The organism is Streptomyces sp. R11, from assembly GCF_041051905.1.
In the GTDB taxonomy this organism is placed as follows: Bacteria; Actinomycetota; Actinomycetes; order Streptomycetales; family Streptomycetaceae; genus Streptomyces.
Genome location: NZ_CP163432.1, coordinates 2946241 through 2971160, shown reverse-complemented (window position 1 = coordinate 2971160; position 24920 = coordinate 2946241). Strand labels below are relative to the sequence as shown.

Sequence of the window (24920 nt, the reverse complement as noted above, 5' to 3'; positions counted from 1 at the left end):
GTAAAGTGCGGCGGCATGGGCTTGTGGAAGAGATGGAGGGGGCGAGGGGCGAAGACGTCCCGGCGCTATCCCGTGCCGCTCACCACGCACCAGCTGTGGATGGTGTCGCTGAGCGCGCCGGTGAGCCGGGACAGCGGCGCCTCGCGGAAGACCCTCTACCCGTACACGCGGATCGACGACGACAGCGCCCGGCGCTGGCTGGCCGAGCAGTGGGAGATCACCTCGCGTGGGGAGCTGGTCGACCGGCTCGACGACCTGGCCCGCAGTGGGTACCGGGCGCGGGCGCTGCAGGTCACCGGCGTCGCACCGCTCGCCTGGGACGCCGCGCTGTACGTCGACATCACCCGCCGTGGCTTCGCCTGCGGGCTGATCGACGAGCCGGACGCCTGGACCGCGCTGAAGAACATCGTGCCGGCGGTGGTGGGGACGTACGGTTCCTGGCACGAGTACGCCGATCACTATCTGCTCGGCCGGCAGGTCTGGCAGGACGGGCTGCGAGCGAGGGCGGAGTCCGCCTCGGACCTCCCGGCTCCGCAGGCCACCGCCGACGCGCATCTGAGGTCGCTGTTGGACCCGGCGAATCGTTCCAGCCCTTGGAACCTCGCGCCCTGGGACACCATCAGCCACCCTGACCGCGCCCTCTTCCAGCCTCGGCTTCGCCAGAGCGGGACCCCCACCTCCGGGCGTACGAGAGAATGACCCCATGAGTCTGTTCCGCGACGACGGCATCGTCCTGCGTACCCAGAAGCTGGGCGAAGCGGACCGGATCATGCTGTGCTGCCCCGGGGGACGACCCCCGGACCCCCGGCCGAAAGCCCGCGGGGGTGCGGAATGAGTCTCTTCCGGGATGACGGCATCGTCCTGCGGACACAGAAACTCGGCGAGGCCGACCGGATCATCACCCTGCTCACCCGTGGACACGGGCGGGTGCGGGCCGTGGCCCGGGGTGTGCGGCGGACCAAGTCGAAGTTCGGGGCGCGGCTCGAACCCTTCTCCCACGTCGACGTGCAGTTCTTCGCTCGGGGGAGCGAGCTGATCGGGCGCGGGCTGCCGCTGTGCACGCAGAGCGAGACCATCGCTCCGTACGGCGGCGGGATCGTCAGCGACTACGCGCGCTACACCGCCGGGACGGCCATGCTGGAGACCGCCGAGCGGTTCACCGACCACGAGGGCGAGCCGGCTGTGCAGCAGTATCTGCTGCTCGTCGGGGCCCTGCGCACCCTCTCCCGCGGCGAGCACGCCCCGCACCTTGTTCTCGACGCCTTCCTGCTGCGGTCGCTCGCCGTCAACGGCTACGCCCCCAGCTTCAGCGACTGTGCGAAGTGCGGTATGCCCGGTCCGAACCGTTTCTTCTCCGTGGGCTCCGGGGGCTCGGTCTGTGTCGACTGCAGGGTGCCCGGTAGCGTCGTACCGTCGCCGCAGACACTCGAACTGCTCGCCGCGCTCCTTACGGGAGACTGGGAGACGGCGGACGCCTGCGAGTCGCGATACGTCCGGGAGGGCAGCGGGATCGTGTCCGCCTATCTGCACTGGCACCTGGAGCGCGGGCTGCGCTCGCTTCGGTACGTGGAAAAGTAAGGGAGACGGAAAGCACATGGTTGTGAGTGGGTTCCTGGGGCGCCGGCGCCGCGAGTACAAGACACCGGAGCCGCATCCGTCCGGTGCCCGCGCGCCGAAGCTCCCCGGCGAGCTGGTCGCCAACCATGTGGCGATCGTCATGGACGGCAACGGCCGCTGGGCGAAGGAGCGCGGGCTGCCGCGCACCGAGGGCCACAAGGTCGGCGCCGAGCGGGTGCTCGACGTCCTCCAGGGCGCGATCGAGATCGGCGTCGGCGCGATCTCCCTGTACGCCTTCTCCACCGAGAACTGGAAGCGGTCGCCGGACGAGGTGCGCTTCCTCATGAACTTCAACCGCGACTTCATCCGCAAGACCCGCGACCAGCTCGACGAGCTGGGCATCCGGGTGCGGTGGGTCGGGCGGATGCCGAAGCTGTGGAAGTCCGTCGCCAAGGAGCTCCAGATCGCCCAGGAGCAGACCAAGGACAACGACAAGCTGACGCTGTACTTCTGCATGAACTACGGCGGCCGGGCCGAGATCGCGGACGCGGCGCAGGCCCTCGCGGCGGACGTGAAGGCGGGGCGGCTGGACCCGTCCAAGGTCAACGAGAAGACCTTCGCCAAGTACCTGTACTACCCGGACATGCCGGACGTGGACCTGTTCCTGCGCCCGAGTGGTGAGCAGCGCACCTCCAACTACCTTCTCTGGCAGAGCGCTTACGCCGAGATGGTCTTCCAGGACGTCCTGTGGCCGGACTTCGACCGGCGTGACCTGTGGCGCGCGTGCGTGGAGTTCGCCTCGCGCGACCGGCGGTTCGGCGGGGCGATCCCGAACGAGGAGCTGCTGGCGATGGAGGGCCGGCCGGAGGAGTGACGGTGTGGTGGGGTGCGCGAGAGGGTTCTCGCCCCCGCCGCCCCTACCCGTCCCACCCCAGGGGCTCCGCCCCTTCGACCCCGCCATGGGGCTCCGCCCCCAGAGACGGTCACCCCCACCGACCCGCACGTTCGACGGCTCAACCCGCGGCGCACTCCGCACATGTGCCGAAGATCTCCACCGTGTGCGCCACGTTCACGAAGCCGTGCTCGGCCGCGATGGCGTCCGCCCACTTCTCCACTGCCGGGCCCTCGACCTCCACGGCCTTGCCGCAGACGCGGCAGACGAGGTGGTGGTGGTGTTCGCCGGTCGAGCAGCGGCGGTAGACCGACTCGCCGTCGGAGGTGCGCAGCACGTCGACCTCGCCGGCGTCGGCGAGGGACTGCAGGGTGCGGTAGACCGTGGTGAGCCCGACCGAGTCGCCCTTGTGCTTCAGCATGTCGTGGAGATCCTGGGCGCTGCGGAACTCATCGACCTCGTCGAGGGCCGCCGCCACGGCGGCCCGCTGCCGAGTCGCGCGGCCCTTAACGGGCGGTCCAGCGGTCGTCACCGGTTCCTCCTTTGATGGCTCGATCGCCTACGGGGCGCTTCGTGCCGGTGTCGAGGACGCGACCGTGCTCAGCCCTTCGGGCCTCCGCGCGCTCGCGCCCTCGACACCGGCGCGCCCTTCGGCTCCCTCGCGCCTCACGTCTGCACTTGCCGGGCCATTGTGCCAGCCCGGACTGTCAGCAGTCAGACGCCGACTTTGCCCGTGGCATCCCGGCTGGCCGGAATCGCGCACTCCGCCGGATCGCCTTCGGGGTGCGCCGCCGCCAGGGCGCGGGCCCTGCGGCGGGCCAGTGGCGTCGCCAGGGCGGTGAGCGCGATGAAGGCGCCGATGGTCAGCAGCACGATGGTCGCGCCGGGCGGGACGTCCTGGTAGTACGACGTGACCGTGCCGCCGATCGTCACCGTGACACCGATCGCGACGGCGATCGCGAACGTCGCCGCGAAGCTCCGGGTGAGCTGCTGGGCGGCCGCCACCGGCACCACCATCAGCGCGCTCACCAGGAGGAGACCGACCACGCGCATTGCCACCGTCACGGTCACCGCCGCGGTGATCGCCGTCAGCAGGTTCAGGGCGCGCACCGGAAGGCCCGTGACCCTCGCGAACTCCTCGTCCTGGCTCACCGCGAACAGCTGGCGGCGCAGGCCGAGGGTGACCAGCACCACGAACGCGGCGAGCAGGATGATCGCCGTCACGTCCGACTCGCTCACCGTGGACAGGGAGCCGAAGAGGTACGAGGTCAGGTTGGCGTTGGAGCCGTTCGGCGCGAGGTTGATCAACATCACGCCGCCGGCCATACCGCCGTAGAAGAGCATCGCGAGGGCGATGTCGCCGCGGGTGCGGCCGTACCAGCGGATCAGCTCCATCAGGACCGCGCCGAGGACGGAGACCAGCGTGGCCATCCACACCGGCGACCAGGAGAGCAGGAAGCCGAGGCCGACGCCGGTCATCGCCACGTGGCCGATTCCGTCGCCCATCAGGGCCTGGCGGCGCTGGACGAGGTAGATGCCGACGGCGGGCGCGGTGATGCCGACCAGGACGGCGGCGAGCAGCGCCCGCTGCATGAAGTCGTAGTTCAGGATGTCCATCAGCTCAGCAGCCCCGTCCGGATCGGTTCGGCGTCGTGAGCCGCGTGCGGGTGTACGTGGTCGTGGCCGGGCAGCGCGTGCTGGCCGACGGCCTTCGGCGGCGGGCCGTCGTGCGTCACGCAGCCGTCGCGCAGGACGACCGCGCGGTCGATCAGGGGCTCCAGCGGGCCGAGTTCGTGCAGGACCAGCAGGACCGTCGAGCCTGCGGCGACCTGCTCCCTGAGCGTCTGCGCGAGCACTTCCTGGCTGGCCAGGTCCACGCCCGCCATCGGCTCGTCCATGATCAGCAGCTGGGGCTCGGAGGCCAGGGCGCGGGCGATGAGCACGCGCTGGTGCTGGCCGCCGGACAGGGCGCCCACCGAGTCCTTCACCCGGTCCGTCATGCCGACAAGGTCCAGGGCGCGGCGTACGGCAGCGTGGTCGGTCTTGCGGAAGACGCCGAAGCGGGTGCGCGACAGGCGGCCCGAGGAGACGACCTCGCCGACCGTGGCGGGCACGCCGCCCGCGGCCGTCGTGCGCTGCGGGACGTAGCCCACCCGCGCCCAGTCGCGGAACCGGGCCCGCGGGGTGCCGAACAGCTCGATCTCGCCGGCGCTGACCGGCACCTGGCCGATGATGCTGCGCACGGCGGTCGACTTGCCCGAGCCGTTGGCCCCGAGCAGGGCGACGACCTCACCGTGGCCCACGGTGAGGTCGATGCCGCGCAGGACGGGGCGCGAGCCCAGCTCGGCGCGGACGCCGCGCAGCGATATGACGGGCTCGGTCATGCCGTCCTCCGTAGGTTGATCACTTGGCTCCCAGCGCGGTCTGCAGCGCCTTGAGGTTGGCCTCCATGACCTGGAAGTAGTCGTCGCCCTTGGACCTGTCGGTGATGCCTTCGAGCGGGTCGAGGACGTCCGTCTTGAGGCCGGCGTCGTCGGCGAGGGTCTTCGCGGTCTTGTCGGACACCAGTGTCTCGTAGAACACGGTGGTCACGCCGTCGGCCTTGGCCTCCTTCTGGAGCTCCTTGATCCGCGCCGGGCTGGGCTCGCTGTCCGGGTCGACTCCGGAGATGGCCTCCTGGGTCAGGCCGTAGCGCTCGGCGAGGTAGGTGAAGGCGGCGTGGTTGGTGAAGAAGACCTTGGTCCTGGTGTCCTTCAGGCCGTCCGCGAACTGCGTGTTGAGGCCGTCGAGCTTCTTGACCAGCGCGTCGGTGTTCTTCTTGTAGTCGGCCGCGTGGTCCGGGTCGGCCTTCTCGAAGGCCGCGCCGACGCCCTTGGCGATCTCGGCGTACTTCACCGGGTCGAGCCAGACGTGCGGGTCGAGGGCGTCGCCCTCCTCCTCGGAGTGCGCCTCCTCGGAGTGCTCGCCCTCGTGCTCGTGCTCGACGTCGCCGTGGTCCTCCAGCTTGGTGAGCGTCGCAGCGTCGATCTTCGTCTTGAGGCCCGACTGCTCGACGGTCTCGTCGACGGACGGCTGGAGACCCTTGAGGTAGAGCGCCGCGTCGGAGTCCTCCAGCTGGGCCCGCTGCTGTGCGCTGATCTCCAGGTCGTGCGGCTCCTGGCCGGGTTCGGTCAGACTGGAGACGTTGACATGGTCGCCGCCGATCTGCCCGGCGAGGAAGGCCATGGGGTAGAAGGACGCGACGACGTCGAACTTGTCCGTGTTGCCCGCGGCCGCGCTGTCCGAGGAGCAGGCGGAGAGCGTGCCGATACCGAGAGCGGTGACGGCCGCCAGGGCAAGCCCGGATATGTGATGTCGTCGTACGTTCATGACAGTCATTTTCAGCAAAGGTGGAAACGATTGTCAACAAGCGTGAGGGGCTGTCCACAGAGGGCTACCGATTTGGTTGAGGGGGAGGCCCCGCCGGTACCCTGAAGCATTCGCTGTGAAGCGCCTCGCTTCGTCGCCCGTCGTCGTAATGAAGAGAGCACCGTGGCCGCCGACAAGATCGACACCATCGTCAGCCTGAGCAAGCGCCGTGGCTTCGTATTTCCCTGCAGTGAGATCTACGGCGGTCAGCGTGCCGCATGGGATTACGGGCCGCTGGGTGTCGAGCTCAAGGAGAACCTCAAGCGCCAGTGGTGGCGCTACATGGTGACGTCGCGCGAGGACGTGGTCGGTATCGACTCGTCCGTGATCCTGGCCCCCGAGGTCTGGGTCGCCTCCGGCCACGTCGCCACCTTCACGGACCCGCTCACCGAGTGCACCTCCTGCCACAAGCGGTTCCGCGCGGACCACCTGGAGGAGTCGTACGAGGAGAAGAAGGGCCGCGCCCCGGAGAACGGCCTCGCCGACATCAACTGCCCCAACTGCGGCAACAAGGGCCAGTTCACCGAGCCCAAGCAGTTCTCGGGTCTGCTGTCGACGCACCTCGGCCCGACCCAGGACTCCGGCTCGATCGCCTACCTGCGCCCCGAGACCGCCCAGGGCATCTTCACCAACTTCGGCCAGGTGCAGACCACCTCGCGCCGTAAGCCGCCGTTCGGCATCGCGCAGATGGGCAAGTCCTTCCGCAACGAGATCACGCCCGGCAACTTCATCTTCCGCACCCGCGAGTTCGAGCAGATGGAGATGGAGTTCTTCGTCAAGCCGGGCGAGGACGAGAAGTGGCAGGAGTACTGGATGCAGGAGCGCTGGAACTGGTACACCGGCCTCGGTCTCCGTGAGGAGAACATGCGCTGGTACGAGCACCCGGCTGAGAAGCTCTCCCACTACTCCAAGCGCACCGCCGACATCGAGTACCGCTTCTCGTTCGGCGGCAGCGAGTGGGGCGAGCTGGAGGGCGTCGCCAACCGCACCGACTACGACCTGAACGCCCACTCCAAGGCCTCCGGCCAGGACCTCTCCTACTTCGACCAGGAGGCCGGCGAGCGCTGGACGCCGTACGTCATCGAGCCCGCGGCCGGTGTCGGCCGCGCGATGCTGGCGTTCCTGCTCGACGCGTACGTCGAGGACGAGGCTCCGAACGCCAAGGGCAAGATGGAGAAGCGCACGGTGCTGCGGCTCGACCCGCGTCTGGCGCCGGTGAAGGTCGCGGTGCTGCCGCTCTCGCGCAACCCGGAGCTGTCCCCGAAGGCCAAGGGTCTCGCGCAGGCGCTGCGGCAGAACTGGAACATCGAGTTCGACGACGCCGGTGCGATCGGCCGGCGCTACCGTCGCCAGGACGAGATCGGTACGCCGTACTGCGTGACCGTCGACTTCGACACGCTGGACGACAACGCGGTCACGGTGCGCGAGCGGGACTCGATGAAGCAGGAGCGCGTGTCGCTGGACCAGATCGAGGGGTACCTCGCCGCGAGGCTCGTCGGTTGCTAGGTGTTGCTGGACCGCTGAGCGGGGCTGCGTCTGCCTTGCTTGGGTGATTCGCCGGCCGCGGGTTCGTCGTGGCTTGTCGCGCAGTTCCCCGCGCCCCTTGGTGGGTGCGGGGAACTCGGTGTTTGCGGGGTGCCGGTGATTGGTCCTCTTCGGGCGCGGGCGATTGGACCTGTTGGCGGGGTGCCCGTGGCCGGAAGGTGGCGGGCATGAGTATCGCCTTCCTGCTGACCACCCTTGTTGTCGTTGCCACGCCCGGCACCGGTGTCGTCTACACCCTTGCCGCCGGGCTCTCCCGTGGGCGGCGGGCCAGTGTTGTCGCCGCGCTCGGGTGCACGCTCGGGATCGTGCCGCATGTGCTGGCCACGGTGACCGGTCTGGCGGCGCTGCTGAATGCCAGCGCCGCTGCCTTCCAGGTCCTCAAGTACGCCGGCGTCGCCTATCTCCTCTACATGGCGTGGGCGACCGTGCGGGACAAGGACGCCATCGCCGTCGAGGAGGGCACCACCCCGGACTCGGCGCGGCAGGTGATCGTCCGGGCCGTGCTGATCAACATCCTCAATCCGAAGCTGACGATCTTCTTCTTCGCGTTCCTGCCGCAGTTCGTGAGCCCGCACGAGCCGCACGCGCTGATGCGGATGCTGGCGCTGAGCGGGGTGTTCATGCTGGCGACGTTCCTGGTCTTCGCGGCGTACGGCGTCCTGGCCGCGTCCGTGCGCAGCCACGTCACCTCCCGGCCGAGGGTGATGACGTGGCTGCGGCGGAGCTTCGCGGGGTCGTTCGTGGCGCTGGGGGCGAAGCTCGCCCTCACGACCAGGTGAGCCTCAACGGCCCTGCAGGGACTTCACGTTGTCGCCGAACGTCCAGTTCTTCGAGCCGTCCCAGTTGAGCGACCAGGTCATCAGGCTCTTGAGGGACGTGCCGTAGTGGCGCCAGGCCTGGGCGACCAGGGACGGGGACATGTAGCCGCCGCCCGCGCCGGACTGGGCGGGCAGGCCCGGGACCTGCTTGTCGTACGGGACCTTGATGGTGGTGCCCTGGATGACCAGGCCCTTGTTGAGGCAGTCGGTCTGGGCGGTGAAGCCCTGGACGGTGCCGGCGGAGTAGGAGTCACCGGAGCAGCCGTACATGCTGCCGTTGTAGTACTGCATGTTCAGCCACCACAGGCGGCCGTTGTCGGCGTACTTCTTGATGATCGGCAGGTAGGCGCCCCAGATCGAGCCGTAGGTGACGCTGCCGCCGGTGACGTACGCCGTCTCCGGGGCCATGGTGAGGCCGAAGTCCGACGGCATCCGGGCCAGCACCCCGTCGATGATGCGGATCAAGTTGGCCTGTGATGTGGAGGGTTGGCTGATGTTGCCGCTGCCGACCAGGCCCGTCTCGATGTCTATGTCGATGCCGTCGAAGTTGTACTTCTTCAGGATCGGGACGATCGTCGCGACGAAACGGTCCGCCACGGCGGTCGAGCTGAGGTCGATGCCGGCCGTCGCGCCGCCGATCGACAGCAGGATCGTCTGGCCGGACGCCTTCGCCGCGCACATCTCCGCGGGCGTCGCCACCTTCACGCCCGTGTCCATGCCGTCCTCCCAGAGTGCGGTGCCGTCGGAGCGGATCACCGGGAAGGCCGCGTTGATCACGTTGTAGCCGTGGGCCGCGATGCGGGAGTCGGTGATCGGGGTCCAGCCGAAGGGCGGGTGCACGCCGTTGGCGGCGCCGTCCCAGTTCTCCCAGTAGCCCTGGAGGACCTTGCCGGACGGCTTCGATTTCACGGCGCAGGTGTCGGCGGCCGAGGCGGGGGTGGCGGCGGGGAGCTGGGTCAGACAGGCGGTCGCCAGAGCGGCGGCGAGCAGGCTCAGGGCGCGGCGGAGCATACGGGCCTCCCGGTGGGGGGTGCGGCGAGGTGTCGTAGGCATGACAGTGCTCGTGGTCCAGACCTCTCGTCAATAGGTCTGGACCATGTCGCTGCACGGACTGACAAGTATGGGCTGACAGATATTGAAATCTGTCACCTGTTAGGGCATGGTGGAGGGCATGACGATGCAAACTCGCTCCCTCGGAACCACCGGCCCCCAGGTCTCCGCCCTCGGCCTCGGCTGCATGGGCATGTCCGCGCTGTACGGCGGCGCGGACCGGGCCGAGTCGATCGCCACCGTGCACGCCGCCCTGGAGGCCGGCGTGACCCTGCTCGACACCGGCGACTTCTACGGCATGGGCCACAACGAGATGCTGATCGGCGAGGCCCTGCGCGCCGCGCCCGCCGGCCTGCGCGAACAGGCCCTGGTCAGCGTGAAGTTCGGCGCGCTGCGCGACCCGGAGGGCGGCTGGGTCGGTTACGACGGCCGCCCCGCCGCCGTGAAGAACTTCGCCGCGTACTCACTGCAGCGCCTCGGCGTGGACCACATCGACGTGTACCGGATCGCCCGGCTCGACCCCGACGTACCGATCGAGGAGACGGTCGGCGCGATCGCGGAACTGATCGAGAAGGGGTACGTCCGGCACGTGGGCCTCAGCGAGGTCGGCGCCGACACCATCCGCCGGGCCGCCGCGACCGCGCCGATCGCCGACCTCCAGATCGAGTACTCCCTGATCTCCCGCGGCATCGAGGAGTCGGTCCTGCCGACCACCCGTGAGCTGGGGATCGCCATCACCGCGTACGGCGTGCTGTCCCGCGGCCTGATCTCCGGCCACTTCGCCCCGGACCGGCAACTCGCCGCGAACGACTTCCGCGCCTTCTCGCCCCGCTTCCAGGGCGAGAACCTCCAGCACAACCTGACCCTGGTGGAGGCGCTGCGGAAGATCGCCGAGCAGAAGGGCGTCTCCGTCGCCCAGATCGCCATCGCCTGGGTGCTCTCCCGCGGCGACGACATCGTGCCGCTCGTCGGCGCCCGCACCCGGGAGCGGCTCACCGAGTCGCTGGGCGCGCTGGACGTCACGCTGGACGCGGCCGATCTGACGGCGATCGAGGAGGCGGTGCCGGCGGACGCGGCGGCGGGCGACCGTTACCCGGCCGCGCAGATGGCGCACCTGGGCAGCAAGTAGTGGCACCGGCGCCGGGTCCTGGGCCGGGTACGGTCTAGGGCATGTCGCAGACGCCCACGACCTTGACCGCCGAGCGCATCCTCGAAGCCACCGAGGAGGTGCTGCGCCGCCACGGCCCGGCCAAGGCCACCGTGGTCGACGTGGCCCGCGCGCTCGGCGTCAGCCATGGCAGCGTCTACCGGCACTTCCGTACCAAGGCGGCGCTGCGGGAGGCGGTGACGAAGAGATGGCTGGACCGGACGACGGGGGTCCTGGCCGCCATCGTCGCCGCCCCGGACCTGGACCCGGAGACCCGGGTGCGCGAGTGGCTCGCGGCGCTGTTCGCCGCCAAGCGCCGCAAGGCGTTCGACGACCCGGAGCTCTTCGCCACGTACTCGGTGCTGACCACCGAGACCGTCGAGACGGTCGTCGGCGAGCACATCGCCGAGCTCACCGGCCAGCTGACCGAGATCGTCCGCGCGGGCGCGGAAGCGGGCGCCTTCACCGCCGAAAACCCCGCCACCACGGCTCTCGCCCTCTTCCGGGCGACCGACCGCTTCCACGACCCGCACTACGCGGGGGAGTGGGAACAGCCCGGGGTGGAGGCGGAGTTCGAGGCGGTCCTGGACCTGCTGATGCGCGGGCTGCGGGCTCGGGGCTGAGCCGTCACAGGCGGTCCGGTTCGCCGGTCGTGCGTCCGAGGTAGGTGACCGGGCCCGGATCCGGGACGTCGATCTCATGGAAGCCGAGGCGGTCGTAGAAGGCCCTGGCCGGGGTGTTGGCCGTGACCATGCAGAGATGGACGGCCGGGACCTGCTTGTCGTGGAGGGCCTGCAGCAGGGTGCGCACGAGCGCGCGGCCGTGGCCCCGGCCCTGCCACGCCGGAAGCAGGTCGATGTGGAGGTGGGCCGGGTAGGCCGCGACCTCCGGGACGAGCATGCGCTCCGGGTGGTGCAGCAGGCCGAGCATCCGCTCGTCCGGGGTGGTCGGGGGGTCGGGCGGCTCGGGGTGGCGACGGGCGGCCACGGGCAGCCACTCGGTCCGGAAGGCCGTCACGAAGCGCGGGGTGTCCGCGGCGCCCAGGATGTAGCCGACTGCCCGGCCCGCCCCGTCGTCCAGGACGAACGCGAGATCCGGTTCCAGAACGACGTACGGGAGCGCGAAGGCCGCCGGGAAGATGCCGGGATCGCGGTAGTGCGGCCGGCTGTCGCCGCCCTCGTGGGCCGTGCGGACGCAGATGTCCTCGACGGCCGCCCGGTCCCCGGGGCGGTAACGGCGGATGCCGGTCATCGGGCGTGGGTCATCGGCCGGGCTGGGTGTCCGTCGGGTCCACCGTCGCCTGGTGTTCCTCCGCCAGGTGTTCCTCCGCCTTCAGCCACGGCAGGAACTGGGCGCTCTTGCGCCAGCCGCAGGTGTCGCATCTGATCGAGCGCTGCGCGCCTTTGCGCTGTACTCGCACGACGTGCTCGCGTCCGTGGTGGTCCCAGCGGCTCACCTTGCTCGTGTTGATCTCCAGCATGACGCCTCCAGCGTCCGAGGACATCGAGTCCGCGTGCCCGGCCGGGAGCAGCCGTGCGCAGCAAGGAGTGTGCAGCAAGACCAACATCAACAGGGACTTTTCCCCGGCGAGTTGACCAACCTGTGGCCACACCCTCACCGGACGATCTCAACGTGCGCTCAACCGATCGTGCGCGGCAGACGCAGGCTGAGCAGGCCTGTCAGCGCCACTCCGGCCAACTGGACCAGGAGCGTGGTGACCAGGGCGTCGCCCATGCCCATCGTGGCGGCTAGGGAGAGGAAGAGCGTGCCCAGCGTCGCCACGCCCAGGGCCAGCGACGACTGCTGGGTCGTGATCATCACCCCGCTGCCGACACCCGCCCGCGCGGCCGGCACCTCGGAGAGCACGATCCGGAAGACGACAGGGAGTTGGAGGGCCTGTCCCGCACCGGCGATCGCCGCGCCCGGCAGCAGCTCGACGAATCCGAAGTCCGGCCAGAAGCGCCAGGCGGCCAGCGCCATCAGGGCCACGCCCACTCCCTGGATCACCGCACCGGCGGTCACCACCCGGGTGCCGTAGCGGGCGATCAGCCGGGGGCCGGCCAGTGAGACGAGGAAGAACACCACCGCCATCGGGACGAGGGCCACTCCCGCCGCGACCGGGCCGAGTCCCGCGCCCTGCTGCAACGCCACCGCGATCACGAACATGAAGCCGCTGAAGCCGATCGAGAACGGCACGATCATCACCAGGCCGCGCCGCAGGGACGTGAGCGCGAAGAGGCTCGGTGGTACGAGCGGAGTGCGCCCTGCCCGGTCGGCCCGGCGCTCCACCGCGTAGAACGCGCCCGCCATGAACGGGAACGCCGCCAGGGACAGCCACGTCCACAGCGGCCAGCCCGCCGCCCGGCCCTCGGTGAGCGGGGCCAGCAGCGCGAGGAGGGAGACGGCGAGCAGGACCGTGCCGGGTCCGTCCAGCGGCTCGGGGCGCTGGGAACGGGTCTCCGGGACCGCGCGGGCGGCCAGGAAGAGGCCGACGAGGACGACGGGGACGTTGACCAGGAAGACCGAGCGCCAGCCGGTGCCCGCAATGTCCGCGGCGACGAGTACGCCGCCGAGGATCTGCCCGGCCACCATCGACAGGCCGGCCGTGGCGCCGTAGAGGCCCATGGCCTTCGCGCGGCGCTGACCGCTGGTGGCCGCCTGAATGGTGGCCAGCACCTGCGGCAGCATCGCCGCCGACGCCGCGCCCTGCGCGACCCGCGCCGCGACGAGCGTCCACGCGCTGGGCGCGAGCCCGCACGCCAGCGAGGTCAGCCCGAACGCCGCCATGCCGCCCAGGAAGAGCCGCCGCCGGCCGAACAGGTCACCGAGCCGCCCGCCGAGGACGAGCAGCACGGCGTACGCCAACCCGTAGCCCGCGACGACGAGTTCGAGCACGGCCTCGCTCGCCGCGAGGTCGTGGCCGATGGTGGGCAGGGCGACGTTGACGATGAAGAAGTCGATGAGCGGAAGTGCCGCGCCCAGCAGCACCGTGAAGAGCCCGAGGCCGCCGAGCGAGGGTGGTGCCGCGATGGCCGGGGCCTTGCGTGAAGTGATGGTTTCGGTCACGGTCAAGAGCCTGCTCCCGCTCGGAGACGGGTACCAGAGTGTCCTTATCCTGGTAGCGGAAGCACCTGGAAACAGGATCCGGGGAGCGGCAGCCTGGAGGAATGACGACCATGGCCCAGGAAACGGCGACCGAAGCTCCCCGCCCCGTCGTCGCGTCGGAGATCCGGCGCCACGAACTCGCCGCCTTCCTGCGCCACCGCCGCGAGCACATCACCCCCGAGCAGGTCGGCCTGCCCCGCGGCAGCCGACGCCGCACACCGGGCCTGCGCCGCGAGGAGGTCGCCCAGCTCTCGGCGGTCGGCGTGACCTGGTACACGTGGTTGGAGCAGGCCCGGGACATCCAGGTCTCCGTCCAGGTCCTGGACGCCCTCGCCCGCACGCTGATGCTCGACCCCAGCGAGCGTTCCCACCTCTTCCAGCTGGCCGGGGCGGTGGATCCGACGCCGGCGACGACCTGCCCGTCGGTGACCCCCGCGATGCGGGCCGTTCTGGAGCAACTGGAGCCTTACCCGGCCTGCCTGCAGAACAGCCGCTACGACATCCTCGCCTACAACCGCACCTACGGTCTGCTGCTGTGCGACCTGGAGGCGGTACCGCCCGAGGACCGCAACTGCATGATCCTGTCGTACACGCACGAGGAGTGGCAGTCGTCGATCGTGCACCTGGAGGAGGTCCAGCGCCTCATGGCCGCCCGCTTCCGCGCCGCGATGGCCGGCCACCTGGCCGAGCCCGTCTGGAAGATGCTGCTGAAGAGGCTGCGTGCGGAGTCCCCGGAGTTCTGCGAGGCCTGGGACCGCCACGAGGTGGTGGCGCACCGCAGCAAGCGCAAGGAGTTCCTCAACCGGCACGTGGGGCGGGTGGTCGTCGACCACACGGACCTGTGGCTGAGTCCGGAGGTGGGGCCGAGGATGGTGACGTACGTGCCGGCGGACGAGGAGTCGAGGGTGCGTCTGAAGAAGCTGCACGAGATCGCCCTGAAGGGACGCGCGGCTGTGTGAATGTACGTCTCCGCCGCATGGGCCGGCAGCTACAGATCTGCCGGGCGGGTGAACCCGTGGGCGCGCTCGACCTTGGCCACGTGGAGCGAGAACGACTCATACCAGTGCTCGCGTCCGCGCGCACGGGCCAGGGTGTGCTCTGCGTCGTCCCGCCAGGCGGCGATCGAGTCCTCGTCCCTCCAGTACGACACCGTGATCCCCAGCCCGTTCGCACCGCGAGCGGAATCGACACCGAGGAATCCCGGCTGGTCGGCAGCCAGTTTCATCAACCGTTCGTCCGCCTCCGCATAGCCGTTGTCGCCGGCGGTCCGCACGGCGGTGAACACCACGGCGTAGTAGGGCGGCTCGGGCAGCGACGCGGGCGCAAGATCGGTCACGGAGGTCCTCCAAGAGACGACACCGGCAGTCGCCTCGAACGATCCGGCGCAGCCACCTGAACTTCACGACCCAGCTATCCGGCTACTGGCCCACGTTCCTGGCCGCCAAACTACGCGCTGACCCGAGACCCTTCGCGAACTTCCGCCGACTCCAGCCGCTCAGCCGTACGTTCAGCGGTGCGCCGAGCCCACGGCCCACTCGTGACCGCCCCCACCACGAGGACCATGAGCCCGCACCCGGTGAGGATCCACCAGCCGGGTACGGCGGCGTCGACGAACGTCTCCCGGTACGACGACACCGACACCCCGGCCGCCAGCACGGCCCCGACCACGGCCACCCCCAGCGTCTGCCCCAACTGCCGGCTGGTGGAGGCGACGGCCGCCGCGACCCCGGCCTGCGCACGCGGCATACCGGAGACCGCCGTGTTGGTGATCGGCGCGTTGACGAACCCGAAACCGATGCCGAACACCGCGTACCCGAGGATCAGCGTGGCGTTGGACGTCTCGGCGTCGAAGACGGCGAACAGGGCCGCGCTCAGGGTCATCGCGGTGCCGGCGACCAGCAACGACAGCCGCGGCCCCCGGGTGCCCACCAGCCGCCCCGACAGGGGTGCGCACAGGAACATCGGTGTCGCCATCGGCAGCATCCACAGCCCCGCGTGCAGCGCGTCCAGCCCCCGGACGTTCTGGAGGTACAGCGTCGACAGGAACAGGAACCCGCCCAGCGCCGCGAACGCGCTGACCGCGATCACCGTGGCCCCACTGAACGGCGCCGAACGGAAGAACCGCAGGTCGATGAGGGGCTCGGTGCGGCGGGGTTCGTAGACGAGGAGGGCGATCAGCGCGGCCAGGGCCACGCTGCCGAGGAGCAGGGTCTCGGACGCGGCCGCCGTCGGCGCCGCGATGATCGCGTACGTCAGGGCGCCGAACAGCGCGATGACCAGCACCTGGCCGACCGGATCGGGGCGGCGGGCCCGCGCGGCGCGGGACTCGGGGACGTAGCGGAGGGTGAGGAGGAGCGCCGCCAGACCCACCGGCAGGTTGACCCAGAAGATCGACCGCCAGCCGACCGACTCCACCAGCAGCCCGCCGACCAGCGGGCCCGCGGCCATCGAGATGCCGACGACGCCACCCCACACCCCGATCGCCCGAGCCCGCTCGCGCGGGTCCGTGAAGGTGTTGGTGATGATCGACATCGCGACCGGGTTGAGCATCGAACCGCCCACCGCCTGCACCATCCGGAAGGCGATCAGGGCGTCGAGGTTCGGCGCGAGGGAGCACAGGGCCGAGCCGATGGTGAAGACGACCAGACCCGCCATGAAGACCCGCTTGCGGCCGATCCGGTCCGCGGTGGAACCGGCCAGCATCAGCAGCGAGGCGAGGACGAGGGTGTACGCGTCGATCGTCCACTGCAGGCCCGACGTGCTCGCGTCGAGATCGCGCTGCAGGGCGGGCAGGGCGACATTGAGCACGGTGTTGTCGAGGCTCACGATCAGCAGGCTCATGCAGCAGATCGCGAGGACCAGCAGTCGGCGGCGAGGGCTGAGCTCCGGCATCCTTGAATAGTACGCCTAACTAATGAATTTCGCCGCACTCGGTCCGGTACGTGAGAATGGGTGGATGTCCATGACCGCCCCGCCCGTTGTCACGCCCGTCGTCCCGCCCCTGCCGATCGGTCCGCACACCGTGCAGCCGCCCGTCGTCCTGGCCCCGATGGCCGGGATCACGAACGCGCCCTTCCGCACGCTGTGCAGGGAGTTCAGCGGTGGCAAGGGGTTGTTCGTCAGCGAGATGATCACGACCCGGGCGCTGGTCGAGCGCAACGAGAAGACCATGCAGCTGGTCCACTTCGACGCGACCGAGAAGCCGCGCTCGATCCAGCTGTACGGCGTCGACCCGGCCACCGTCGGCAAGGCCGTCCGCATGATCGCGGAGGAGGGCCTGGCCGACCACATCGACCTGAACTTCGGGTGCCCGGTGCCGAAGGTGACGCGCAAGGGCGGCGGCTCCGCGCTGCCGTACAAGCGGAACCTGCTGCGGGCGATCCTGCGGGAGGCGGTCAGCGGGGCGGGTGACCTGCCGGTCACGATGAAGATGCGCAAGGGCATCGACGACGATCACATCACCTACCTCGACGCCGGCCGCATCGCCGTCGAGGAGGGCGTGACGGCCATCGCCCTGCACGGCCGTACGGCCGCCCAGCACTACGGCGGCACCGCCGACTGGGACGCCATCGCGCGGCTGAAGGAGCACGTCCCGGAGATCCCCGTGCTCGGCAACGGCGACATCTGGTCGGCCGAGGACGCGGTGCGGATGGTGCGGGAGACCGGGTGCGACGGGGTGGTCGTCGGGCGCGGCTGCCTCGGGCGGCCGTGGCTGTTCTCGGACCTGGTCGCCGCCTTCGAGGGGCGGGACGAGGACATCGAGCGGCCCAGCCTGCGCGAGGTCGCCGATGTCATGGTCCGGCATGCCACGCTGCTGGGTGAGTGGATCGGCGACGAGGCGCGTGGCGTCATCGACTTCCGTAAGCACGTCGCCTGGTATCTGAAGGGCTTCGCGGTCGGCTCCGACATGCGCAAGCGGCTCGCCATCACGTCGTCGCTGGAGGAACTCCGGTCCGGGCTGGACGAACTGGACCTCGACCAGCCGTGGCCGACCGGCGCCGACGGGCCCCGTGGCCGTACGTCCGGCAACAACCGGGTGGTGCTGCCGGACGGCTGGCTGAAGGACCCGTACGACTGCGCGGGCGTGGGCGAGGACGCGGAGCTGGACACGTCCGGGGGCTGAGCGCTAGTTCGAGGCGTGCGGTGTCGAGCCGTATGCCGTCAGGAAGCGGTCCCGGAAGGCGCTCATCTTCCAGACCGGGGCGTCCTTGGCGGGCTTGAGGCCGTCAGTCCAGTTCCAGTCGGCGATCTTGTCGAGGACCTTCGGGTCCTTGGCGACGATGGAGATCGGTACGTCACGGCCGGCGTGGTTGCCGCTGACGCGCGCCATGGGCTGGTGGTCGCCGAGGAAGACGAGGACGGTGTCGTCGGTGCCGTAGCGCTCCATCCACTGCGTGAGGCTGGTCAGCGAGTACTCGACGGACTTGCCGTACTCCTCGCGGGACTTCGTGGTGTCGGTGAGGACGTCCCCCGCCTTCTTCCCGGCCTTCTGGATCGCGTCGAAGACCGAGCCGTCGCCCAGTTCGTCCCAGTCGACCATCTTCGGGATCGGGGCCCAGGGCTGGTGGCTGGAGGTCAGGATGACGAAGGACATCAGCGGCTTGTCGCGCTTCTTGCCGTGGATCCGGCGCTGGAAGGCCTCCAGGGCGTACTGGTCGGGCATCGTCGACCAGCTGAACTTCGGCCCCTTGTAGCCCAGTTGCCAGGCGTTGTACATCTTGTCCAAGCCGTACCACTTCGACTCCGGCCAGCCCTTCTGCACGCCGGGCATGACCCCGACCGTGTCCCAGGCGCCGGTCTTCTGGAACGCCTTGGTGAGGGTGAGATGCTCGCCGGCGGTGACGGTGCGGTAGCGGCGCTGGTTGTCGATCCACAGGCCCGACATGGTCGTGGAGTGGCCCAGCCAGCTGCTGCCGCCGAACGTCGCCGAGGTCAGCCAGCCGCTCCTCGCGTGGAAGCCCGCCTCAGCCAGGGCCTCGTTGCTCGCGTCGAGAGTCCTGCCGACGCCGGGCGCCATGATCGGGTCCTCGATGGCGCTGCGGCCGTAGCTCTCGATGAACGTGAAGACGACGTCCTTGCCGCGCAGGTCCGGCAGCAGTTGGTCGGGGGGAGTGTTGCCGAAGGTGTCTGCCTTGGCGTCCTTGGCGAACTGGGCCTCGTCCTCGAGGGAGTCCACCGTCCGCTGCGCGTGGGTCCGGAACGCGCCGGCCGCGTGGTCGGAGGCGATCGGCATGCCGAAGGCCTGGAGGTTGAGTGCGGTGCAGGTGATCCACACCGTGCCGGCTATGAGGGCGCCCTGGGTGGCCCTTGCCTTGTGCAGGGCGAGCAGGGTGCTGAGGTGGATCGTTGCGGCTGCCATGAGGGCCATCAGCAGCAGGATCAGGATCACACCGCCCACAGCGGCACCGGTGGCCACGGCTCCGCCCATCGTGTCGGCGACGTACGACTGGGCGTCGGGGAGCAGGTCCCAGTCGAGGGCGGCGTTGAAGCCGCGGCCGAGGTATTCGTTGAAGCCCATGTCGAGGAGGTTCAGCACGGTGAGTACGGCGAGGCCGATGCCGTAGAGCGTTGCCGCGACCGTTCGCGGGCGGCGGGGGAGGGCGAGCATCACGACCGCGCCGATGATCGCCTCCGCGGGGATGCGGGTGAATCTGTTCGGCTGCAGGGCGGGGAGGGTGTTGGGGAGGAGGAGGGCGCCGAGGATCAGGGCGGCGGCCAGGGTGGTGGCCGTCCAGTGGAGGGTGCGCCTGATCCTGAGGGCGCGGGTGGTCGGGGGCTTTGCTCTGGGCTCGGCCGCGCCTTCGCCCGTGTCGTTCCGACCCGCACCACCCGTGCTGCTTTCGTCGTCGGGTGCGGGTGGCCCCTGCGGGGGGTCCTCCCCGTCGGCGACTGCGGGTTCGTCGGCGGGGTGTGGTGCGTCCCCGCTGTCGGCTGCCGCGGGTTCGTCGTGGGGTGGTGCGGCCTCGTCGGAGGGGGCGGGTGGTCCCTGCGAGGTGTCCTCGCTGTCGGTGCCCGCGGTGTCGTGGGGCGCCGCTGTCTCGACGGAGGGGGCGGCGGGTTCCTGTGCCGTGTCCTCGCCGTCGGCGGTCGCGGTCTCACCGGCGGATGCGGGCGGGGCCTGCGGGGAGTCCCCGGCGTCGGCCGGCGTGGGCTCGCTGGGGGCCGTCTCGTCGGGCAAGTTGTTCTTCTTGCCGGGCAGTTGACGTAGGCGCGTGAAGACAGGCACCCGAAGGTCCTTCCGTGCGAGGCCCCTGGTGGAGTGGTGCGGCGGGCCTCGCTGGGGAGGCTGGGGGCCCGCCGTCATCCCGTACGGTCGGCCCCCGGCCGGTGTTCAGCTCCGGTGCCCCAGCGCTCGGCAAACGCTGGGCAAACGGCAGGCCAACAGGCCCGTGGCCGCCCCCTACGCCCCGCCCACCGCCGTCAGCAGGGCCAGCGGGGCCGCCGCCGAGCGGGACTCGCGTACGCAGGCGTGCGGGTACGGCACGGGTTCCGCGTGGGTGTCGCGGCCGTAGCCCGCGAGGACCTCCGGGAGGCGGTGGCCGGTGGTCGTCGCCGCGTCGACCAGGGCGTGGGCCACCGTGCGGGCCTCGTCGTGCAGGCCGTAGCGGGCCAGGCCCAGGGTGATCAGCGCGTTGTCGTGCGGCCAGACCGAGCCCCGGTGGTAGGAGAGGGGGTGGTAGGCAGGCTGGCCGGAGGCCAGGGTGCGCACTCCCCATCCCGAGAAGAAGTCCGGCTGCAGGAGGCGGCGGCCCACCGCCTCGCCGTACTCCTTGTCCAGCAGGCCGGACCACAGGAGATGCCCCGCGTCCGACGCCAGCGCGTCGACCCGGCGGCCCCCGCCGTCCAGCGCCAGGGCGGGGAAGGAGTGCTCCGGCATCCAGAAGTCCCGCTGGAAACGGTCACGGAGGTCGCCCGCCGCCTGTTCCAGGAGGGCCGCATAGGTCTCGTCCTGCCACGCCGTGCGGGCCAGCCACGCCGTGCGGCGCAGGGCGTCGTACGCGTAGCCCTGGGCGCCCGCCGCCATCACGGGGCCGCCGGGACGGGTGCCGTCGGCGGAGCAGATGGCTCCGGGGGAGTCCTTCCAGTTCTGGTTGGCGAGGCCGCCCTGGTCGGCGCGGTAGACCAGGTAGCCGCGGGAGGTCAGCCCACCGTGGTCCAGCATCCAGCCGATCGCCGCGCGGGCGTTGGGCTCCAGGCGCCGGGCCGTGGTCGTGTCGCCCGTCTGTTCCACGTACGCGCCCAGCAGGATCAGGAACAGCGGAGTCGCGTCCACCGAGCCGTAGTAGCGGCCGTACGGCACCTGCCCGAAGTGCGCCAGCTCGCCGTGCCGGACTTCGTGCACGATCTTGCCGGGCTGGGCGACGGACTCGGGGACCATCTCCGTGGCCTGGGTCGCGGCCAGTGCGGGGAGGGTGGCGGCGGCAAGGCGGGGGCGGTAGGGGAGGGCGAAGAGCGAGGTGAGCAGGGCGTCGCGGCCGAGGAGGGTCAGGAACCAGGGGGCACCGGCCGCGGGGACGCGCAGTTCCTCGCCGTCCGGGCCCGTCGCCGGGACCTGGAGCGCGGCCAGGTCGGCCAGGCCCCGGGCACAGGCGGCGGCCAGCTCGGGCCAGCCGGTCGGGAAGGCCACGCCCTCCACGAACTCGCCCTCCTGGCAGAGGAGTTGGGAGGACAGGGCGGCGGGGGAGCGGGGGACGCGCAGTGCGCGTTTGTCGCCGTGGGGACGGGCCATCACCCGGAGGGTCAGCTCCGCGGTGCCGTGCGGGTCGAGATCGAGGGTCCAGACCAGGCGGCGGGCGCCGGTGCCGGTCTCCTCCACGCCGTCGGGGGCGGGGTCGGCCGTCACGGTCGTGATCGAACGCCATTCGCCTCGTTGGTACGCGAACTCCACACCGTGGTCCAGGACCTGGCGGGAGCGGGTGGCGCCGGTCTTGGCGTATGTGCGGTGGTCGGAGCGCAGCTCGAACTGGTCGGTGAAGTCGGCGTCCGCGGTGATCGCCAGGCGGATCGTCGTCGGCACCGGGCGGTTGCTCGTCACGCGCAGGGACTCGATGAACGAGCCGTCCCCGACGGCCTGTTCACGGAAGAGCGTGTAGGCCGGAGGCTCGTTGCGGCCGCCGCGCGGGACCAGGACACAGCGGGCCGTGTCCCCGTCGGCGACCGGGGAGAGCGCCTCGGGTACCGCGCCGTCCACGGTGAGCTGCCAGCGGCTCAGATGCCGGGCGTCGCGTACGAATAGCCCCTCCGGGGAGCCGGCGGCCCGTACGCCGCTGATGTCCCCGCCGTCGCCCACGGCGGCGAACGTTCCCCCGTACACGAGCAGATGATGGCGGTCCGTCATCCCCGGTCCCCTCCCTTGAGTTCCCTGACGGCGGTCGTGTCCCACGCGGGGTGGTCGTGCAGCAGGTCGAGCGTGAGCGCGGCGGTCCAGCTGAAGCCGGTGGCTCCGCAGGCGTCGCCGGTGTACGGGTTGACGTACTCGGCGAACCCGGAGGCGTCGGCGGTGTGCAGGATCGCCCTGCGCAGGGCGTCGGCCCGGCCGCGCTCACCGTGCAGCCGGAGCCCGCGCTCCAGCAGCCAGCCCGTGTTGAACCAGGCCGGGCCCCGCCAGTAGCGGTGCGGTTCGAAGGCCTCGCCCAGGAGGTCGTAGCTCGGCACGAGGCGGGTCGTGCCGCCGAGGCCGAAGTGCGGTCCGCCCAGCGTCCGTACCAGGGCGGCTGCGATGTCGCGGGGGAGGGCTGGGAGGAGGAGGGGGACGAGGCCGGAGACGCTGCGCTCGGGGATCAGCTCCCCGGCCGCCGGTCCGCCGCTCCGCCCCTCGTCCAGCCCGTCGCTCCGCACGTCCCGGCAGAAGAACATGCCCTCCGCCGGGTCCCACAGTCGCTCGATCAAGGCCGCTGTCAGCCGCTCGGCGCGCGCGTGCCGGGCCGTGCCCGTCGCCCCCAGCTCCCGGGCGATCTCGGCCAGCGCGTGTTCGGAGGCGATGAGCAGGGCGTTGAACGCCGGGTCCTCGACGGCGAAGTCGCCGGGGCCATCGGCGTACCCCCCGTCCCGGTAGTCCGTCGCCAGCCGCACATACCGCCCGTAGTCCAGATCCGTCGGACGGTCCTCGGCCGACCCGTGGTCGAGGTCGGCGCGGCGGAAGGAGCGGGCCGGGGCCGGGGTGACCCGGGAGAGCGGGGCGTCCCAGCAGGGGCTGTTGTCCATACCCTGTTCCCAGGGGTGCACGACGGACGCCAGGCCGCCTGCGCCGAGGTCGCGCCGGTGCAGCAGATAGCGGTGCCAGGCGGCGAGGCGGGGATACATCCGGGTGAGGAAACCGCGCGCCCGGGACAGACCCGGGTCCGCGCGGTGCACCAGCCAGGCCGCCAGCGCGTGCACCGGTGGTTGCACGATGCCGGAGGTCTGTACGGTGCGCGGGGCGCCCGCAGCACGCCCCGCGGTCGAGGAGCGCCAGAAGTCGGGGCTCGGGAAGTAGGCGTCGAGCGGCACGGAGGGGTTGAAGACGATGTGCGGGATCCGCCCGTCACCCCATTGGGCGCCGAGCAGCGTCTCCAGCTCCGTCTGCGCCCGCAGCGGCGAGACGTGCCTCAGGCCGATCGCAACGAACGCCGAGTCCCAGGACCACTGGTGCGGATACAGACTGCGCGAGGGCACCGTCGAGGCGCCCGTCCAGTTGTCCTCCAGCACCCGGGCAGCCCTGACGTGCAGTGAATCCGCCATGGGAGGCGGATCGTATGCAATGTCACGCTCCGTGGGGCGGGCTGTGAGCTGGGCAGTGCGATCCACTCGGGGCTCCCCGAAAGACGTCCGGCCGACCGGTTCGGTCATGGCTACCGTAGGGTTACGTCTATTTAACACGCAAAACCCAATATGTAATGCAGAGTTGAGAAGCACAAGGGGGTGTGCATGAGCGCACGGGGCCAAGCGAGTGCCGGAGAACTGCTCGAACTGGTGCGGAGCGGACGCGCCGTCACGCGCGGAGCGCTCCAGCAGGCCACCGGCCTCTCCCGGGCCACCGTCGGCCAGCGCCTCGACCGCCTCTTCCGGGCCGGCTGGCTGCGCGAGGGCGCCGGAGGTCCCGTGGAATCCCCGCTGGGCGGCCGTCCCTCCATCACCCTGGAGTTCGACGACGCCCACGCCGTGGTCCTGGCCGCCGACCTGGAGACCCGGCACGCGCGTGCCGCCGTGCTCTCCCTGACCGGCGAGATCCTCGCCGAGCACACCGGCACGCTGGTCATCGAGGACGGGCCGGACGTGGTGCTGGGCGAGCTCGGGCGCTGGTTCGCCGAGCTGCTGGAGAAGACCGGGCGCCGGGCCGGCGAGGTGGGCGGCATCGGGCTCGCGGTGCCGGGGCCGGTGGACAGCGGGACCGGCCGGGTCGTCCAGCCGCCGATCATGCCGGGCTGGGACGGCTACGACATAACGGGGCGCCTGGCCAGGGCCTTCACCGAGGCCACCGGCGCCGCGCCGGTCCCGGTTCTGGTCGACAACGACGCCAACCTCATGGCGTACGGCGAACAGCGCACCGGCTTCCCCGGCTGCTCGGCGTTCGTTCTGGTCAAGGTGTCGACCGGCATCGGCGCCGGGGTCGTGGTCGACGGCTCGATCTACCGGGGCATCGACGGGGGTGCCGGCGACATCGGCCACATCCGGGTGCCGGCGGGCGCGGACGCGCTGTGCCGGTGTGGTTCGTACGGCTGTCTCGCGGCCGTCGCCAGTGGTGGCGCCGTGGCCCGGCGGCTGGCCGAGGCGGGGGTGCCCGCGGCGTCCGGATCGGATGTGCGGGATGTGCTGGCGTCCGGGCATCCGGGGGCGGCCGCGCTGGCACGCGAGGCCGGGCGGCAGGTCGGGGACGTACTGGCGACGGTCGTGACGCTGCTCAACCCCGGTGTGCTGATGATCGCCGGGGATCTGGCCGGGACGCCCTTCCTCACCGGCGTACGCGAGTTGCTGTACCAGCGGGCGCTGCCGCGCTCCACCGCTCATCTGAACGTCGTGACCTCCCGGCTGGGGGACCGGGCCGGGCTCGTGGGTGCCGGGGCGCTGGTCGTGGAGCATCTGTACGCGCCCTCGCGGGTGGAGGAACGGCTGCTCGCACTGGGGATGTGACGTCCGTGTTTCCGTCTCGGGGCACGTCCGCATGGTGAAATCTGGTCGGCTGTGGCAGCGTGATTCTCGCCACCCTTGATAAGGGTTGCGCTCAGATGAGCGGATCTTGAGCGGCTGCACTTCTCCAAGGGGTGGCACTCGGTGCCACCCCTTGATCGTTCATCGATCGAAATCAGACGTGCGGGATGGGCGCTCATCTGAGCGATAAACCGCACCCGTGAACCCTCTTGCGTTCAAGAAGTGAAAACATCCGCCCGTCACGGCTTGCCAAGCTTTGACTTTCGATCCA

The 24920-nt window shown here is 70.7% G+C and carries 24 protein-coding genes; 11 read left to right on the top strand and 13 right to left on the bottom strand.

Annotated features, from left to right (window positions below; genetic code table 11):
- Window positions 1-15 precede the first annotated feature (15 nt).
- Genes AB5J55_RS13500 through AB5J55_RS13485 form a run of 4 tightly spaced genes read left to right on the top strand, consistent with a single transcriptional unit; the run spans window position 16 to window position 2431 of the window.
- Window positions 16-699 carry a DUF1266 domain-containing protein gene (locus AB5J55_RS13500; RefSeq protein ID WP_369270918.1) on the top strand — a complete coding sequence of 228 codons (684 nt, stop codon included), beginning with the start codon at window positions 16-18 and terminating at the stop codon, window positions 697-699.
- Between the two features lie 4 nt (window positions 700-703).
- Window positions 704-835, top strand: coding sequence for a hypothetical protein (locus AB5J55_RS13495; RefSeq protein WP_369270917.1), 132 nt, complete (start codon window positions 704-706; stop codon window positions 833-835).
- Window positions 832-1578: a DNA repair protein RecO gene (gene recO, locus AB5J55_RS13490; RefSeq protein WP_369270916.1), complete on the top strand. Its 747-nt coding sequence runs from the start codon at window positions 832-834 to the stop codon at window positions 1576-1578. The genes AB5J55_RS13495 and recO overlap by 4 nt, the downstream gene beginning before the upstream one ends.
- A 16-nt stretch (window positions 1579-1594) precedes the next feature.
- Window positions 1595-2431 (top strand): isoprenyl transferase, encoded by an 837-nt coding sequence (locus tag AB5J55_RS13485; protein WP_369270915.1) that lies wholly within the window; start codon window positions 1595-1597, stop codon window positions 2429-2431.
- A gap of 139 nt (window positions 2432-2570) precedes the next feature.
- On the opposite strand, the gene AB5J55_RS13480 is transcribed toward AB5J55_RS13485, so the two are convergent.
- The 4 genes from AB5J55_RS13480 to AB5J55_RS13465 form a co-directional block, all read right to left on the bottom strand.
- On the bottom strand, window positions 2571-2981 hold the full coding sequence (locus tag AB5J55_RS13480; RefSeq protein ID WP_093909474.1) for a Fur family transcriptional regulator: 411 nt from the start codon (window positions 2979-2981) through the stop codon (window positions 2571-2573).
- A 182-nt stretch (window positions 2982-3163) separates the two neighbouring features.
- Window positions 3164-4066, bottom strand: coding sequence for a metal ABC transporter permease (locus AB5J55_RS13475; RefSeq protein ID WP_369270914.1), 903 nt, complete (start codon window positions 4064-4066; stop codon window positions 3164-3166).
- Entirely contained in the window at window positions 4066-4833 is a 768-nt protein-coding gene (locus AB5J55_RS13470; protein ID WP_369270913.1) for a metal ABC transporter ATP-binding protein, read from the bottom strand. The genes AB5J55_RS13475 and AB5J55_RS13470 overlap by 1 nt, the downstream gene beginning before the upstream one ends.
- Before the next feature lie 19 nt (window positions 4834-4852).
- Complete coding sequence (locus tag AB5J55_RS13465; RefSeq protein WP_369270912.1) at window positions 4853-5818, bottom strand: metal ABC transporter solute-binding protein, Zn/Mn family; 966 nt, start codon at window positions 5816-5818, stop codon at window positions 4853-4855.
- A 162-nt stretch (window positions 5819-5980) separates the two neighbouring features.
- Between AB5J55_RS13465 and AB5J55_RS13460 the strand changes: the two genes are divergently transcribed.
- A complete protein-coding gene (locus tag AB5J55_RS13460) occupies window positions 5981-7363 on the top strand; it encodes a glycine--tRNA ligase (RefSeq protein ID WP_369270911.1) in 1383 nt (460 codons plus the stop codon).
- Between the two features lie 206 nt (window positions 7364-7569).
- On the top strand, window positions 7570-8181 hold the full coding sequence (locus AB5J55_RS13455; protein WP_369270910.1) for a LysE family translocator: 612 nt from the start codon (window positions 7570-7572) through the stop codon (window positions 8179-8181).
- A 3-nt stretch (window positions 8182-8184) separates the two neighbouring features.
- Here the strand turns inward: AB5J55_RS13455 and AB5J55_RS13450 are convergent, their stop codons facing one another.
- Complete coding sequence (locus AB5J55_RS13450; protein ID WP_369270909.1) at window positions 8185-9231, bottom strand: chitinase; 1047 nt, start codon at window positions 9229-9231, stop codon at window positions 8185-8187.
- A gap of 160 nt (window positions 9232-9391) precedes the next feature.
- On the opposite strand from AB5J55_RS13450, the gene AB5J55_RS13445 reads away from it, so the two are divergent.
- Both AB5J55_RS13445 and AB5J55_RS13440 read left to right on the top strand, forming a co-directional pair.
- Window positions 9392-10399, top strand: a complete 1008-nt coding sequence (locus AB5J55_RS13445; RefSeq protein WP_369270908.1) for an aldo/keto reductase — start codon at window positions 9392-9394, stop codon at window positions 10397-10399.
- Between the two features lie 41 nt (window positions 10400-10440).
- Window positions 10441-11040, top strand: a complete 600-nt coding sequence (locus tag AB5J55_RS13440) for a TetR family transcriptional regulator (RefSeq protein ID WP_369270907.1) — start codon at window positions 10441-10443, stop codon at window positions 11038-11040.
- Between the two features lie 4 nt (window positions 11041-11044).
- Here the strand turns inward: AB5J55_RS13440 and AB5J55_RS13435 are convergent, their stop codons facing one another.
- The 3 genes from AB5J55_RS13435 to AB5J55_RS13425 all read right to left on the bottom strand — a co-directional run bounded on the left by AB5J55_RS13435 (window position 11045) and on the right by AB5J55_RS13425 (window position 13483).
- Entirely contained in the window at window positions 11045-11668 is a 624-nt protein-coding gene (locus tag AB5J55_RS13435; protein WP_369270906.1) for a GNAT family N-acetyltransferase, read from the bottom strand.
- A gap of 10 nt (window positions 11669-11678) precedes the next feature.
- Window positions 11679-11897 (bottom strand): hypothetical protein, encoded by a 219-nt coding sequence (locus AB5J55_RS13430; protein WP_369270905.1) that lies wholly within the window; start codon window positions 11895-11897, stop codon window positions 11679-11681.
- A gap of 158 nt (window positions 11898-12055) precedes the next feature.
- Window positions 12056-13483: an MFS transporter gene (locus AB5J55_RS13425; RefSeq protein ID WP_369270904.1), complete on the bottom strand. Its 1428-nt coding sequence runs from the start codon at window positions 13481-13483 to the stop codon at window positions 12056-12058.
- Window positions 13484-13584: 101 nt separating this feature from the next.
- Between AB5J55_RS13425 and AB5J55_RS13420 the strand changes: the two genes are divergently transcribed.
- On the top strand, window positions 13585-14481 hold the full coding sequence (locus AB5J55_RS13420; protein ID WP_369270903.1) for a helix-turn-helix transcriptional regulator: 897 nt from the start codon (window positions 13585-13587) through the stop codon (window positions 14479-14481).
- Window positions 14482-14510: 29 nt separating this feature from the next.
- On the opposite strand, the gene AB5J55_RS13415 is transcribed toward AB5J55_RS13420, so the two are convergent.
- Both AB5J55_RS13415 and AB5J55_RS13410 read right to left on the bottom strand, forming a co-directional pair.
- Window positions 14511-14858 (bottom strand): antibiotic biosynthesis monooxygenase, encoded by a 348-nt coding sequence (locus AB5J55_RS13415; RefSeq protein ID WP_369270902.1) that lies wholly within the window; start codon window positions 14856-14858, stop codon window positions 14511-14513.
- A gap of 110 nt (window positions 14859-14968) precedes the next feature.
- Complete coding sequence (locus tag AB5J55_RS13410; RefSeq protein ID WP_369270901.1) at window positions 14969-16414, bottom strand: MFS transporter; 1446 nt, start codon at window positions 16412-16414, stop codon at window positions 14969-14971.
- A gap of 64 nt (window positions 16415-16478) precedes the next feature.
- Between AB5J55_RS13410 and dusB the strand changes: the two genes are divergently transcribed.
- Window positions 16479-17645 (top strand): tRNA dihydrouridine synthase DusB, encoded by a 1167-nt coding sequence (gene dusB, locus AB5J55_RS13405; RefSeq protein WP_369270900.1) that lies wholly within the window; start codon window positions 16479-16481, stop codon window positions 17643-17645.
- Window positions 17646-17648: 3 nt separating this feature from the next.
- Here dusB and AB5J55_RS13400 read toward each other — a convergent pair whose 3' ends face one another.
- The 3 genes from AB5J55_RS13400 to AB5J55_RS13390 form a co-directional block, all read right to left on the bottom strand.
- Window positions 17649-19748 carry a CDP-alcohol phosphatidyltransferase gene (locus AB5J55_RS13400; protein ID WP_369270899.1) on the bottom strand — a complete coding sequence of 700 codons (2100 nt, stop codon included), beginning with the start codon at window positions 19746-19748 and terminating at the stop codon, window positions 17649-17651.
- 174 nt (window positions 19749-19922) lie between these two features.
- Window positions 19923-21860: a glycogen debranching N-terminal domain-containing protein gene (locus AB5J55_RS13395; protein ID WP_369270898.1), complete on the bottom strand. Its 1938-nt coding sequence runs from the start codon at window positions 21858-21860 to the stop codon at window positions 19923-19925.
- On the bottom strand, window positions 21857-23350 hold the full coding sequence (locus AB5J55_RS13390) for a hypothetical protein (RefSeq protein WP_369270897.1): 1494 nt from the start codon (window positions 23348-23350) through the stop codon (window positions 21857-21859). Before AB5J55_RS13390 ends, AB5J55_RS13395 begins: the two co-directional genes overlap by 4 nt.
- Window positions 23351-23428: 78 nt before the next feature.
- On the opposite strand from AB5J55_RS13390, the gene AB5J55_RS13385 reads away from it, so the two are divergent.
- On the top strand, window positions 23429-24631 hold the full coding sequence (locus AB5J55_RS13385; RefSeq protein ID WP_369270896.1) for an ROK family protein: 1203 nt from the start codon (window positions 23429-23431) through the stop codon (window positions 24629-24631).
- Window positions 24632-24920 lie beyond the last annotated feature (289 nt).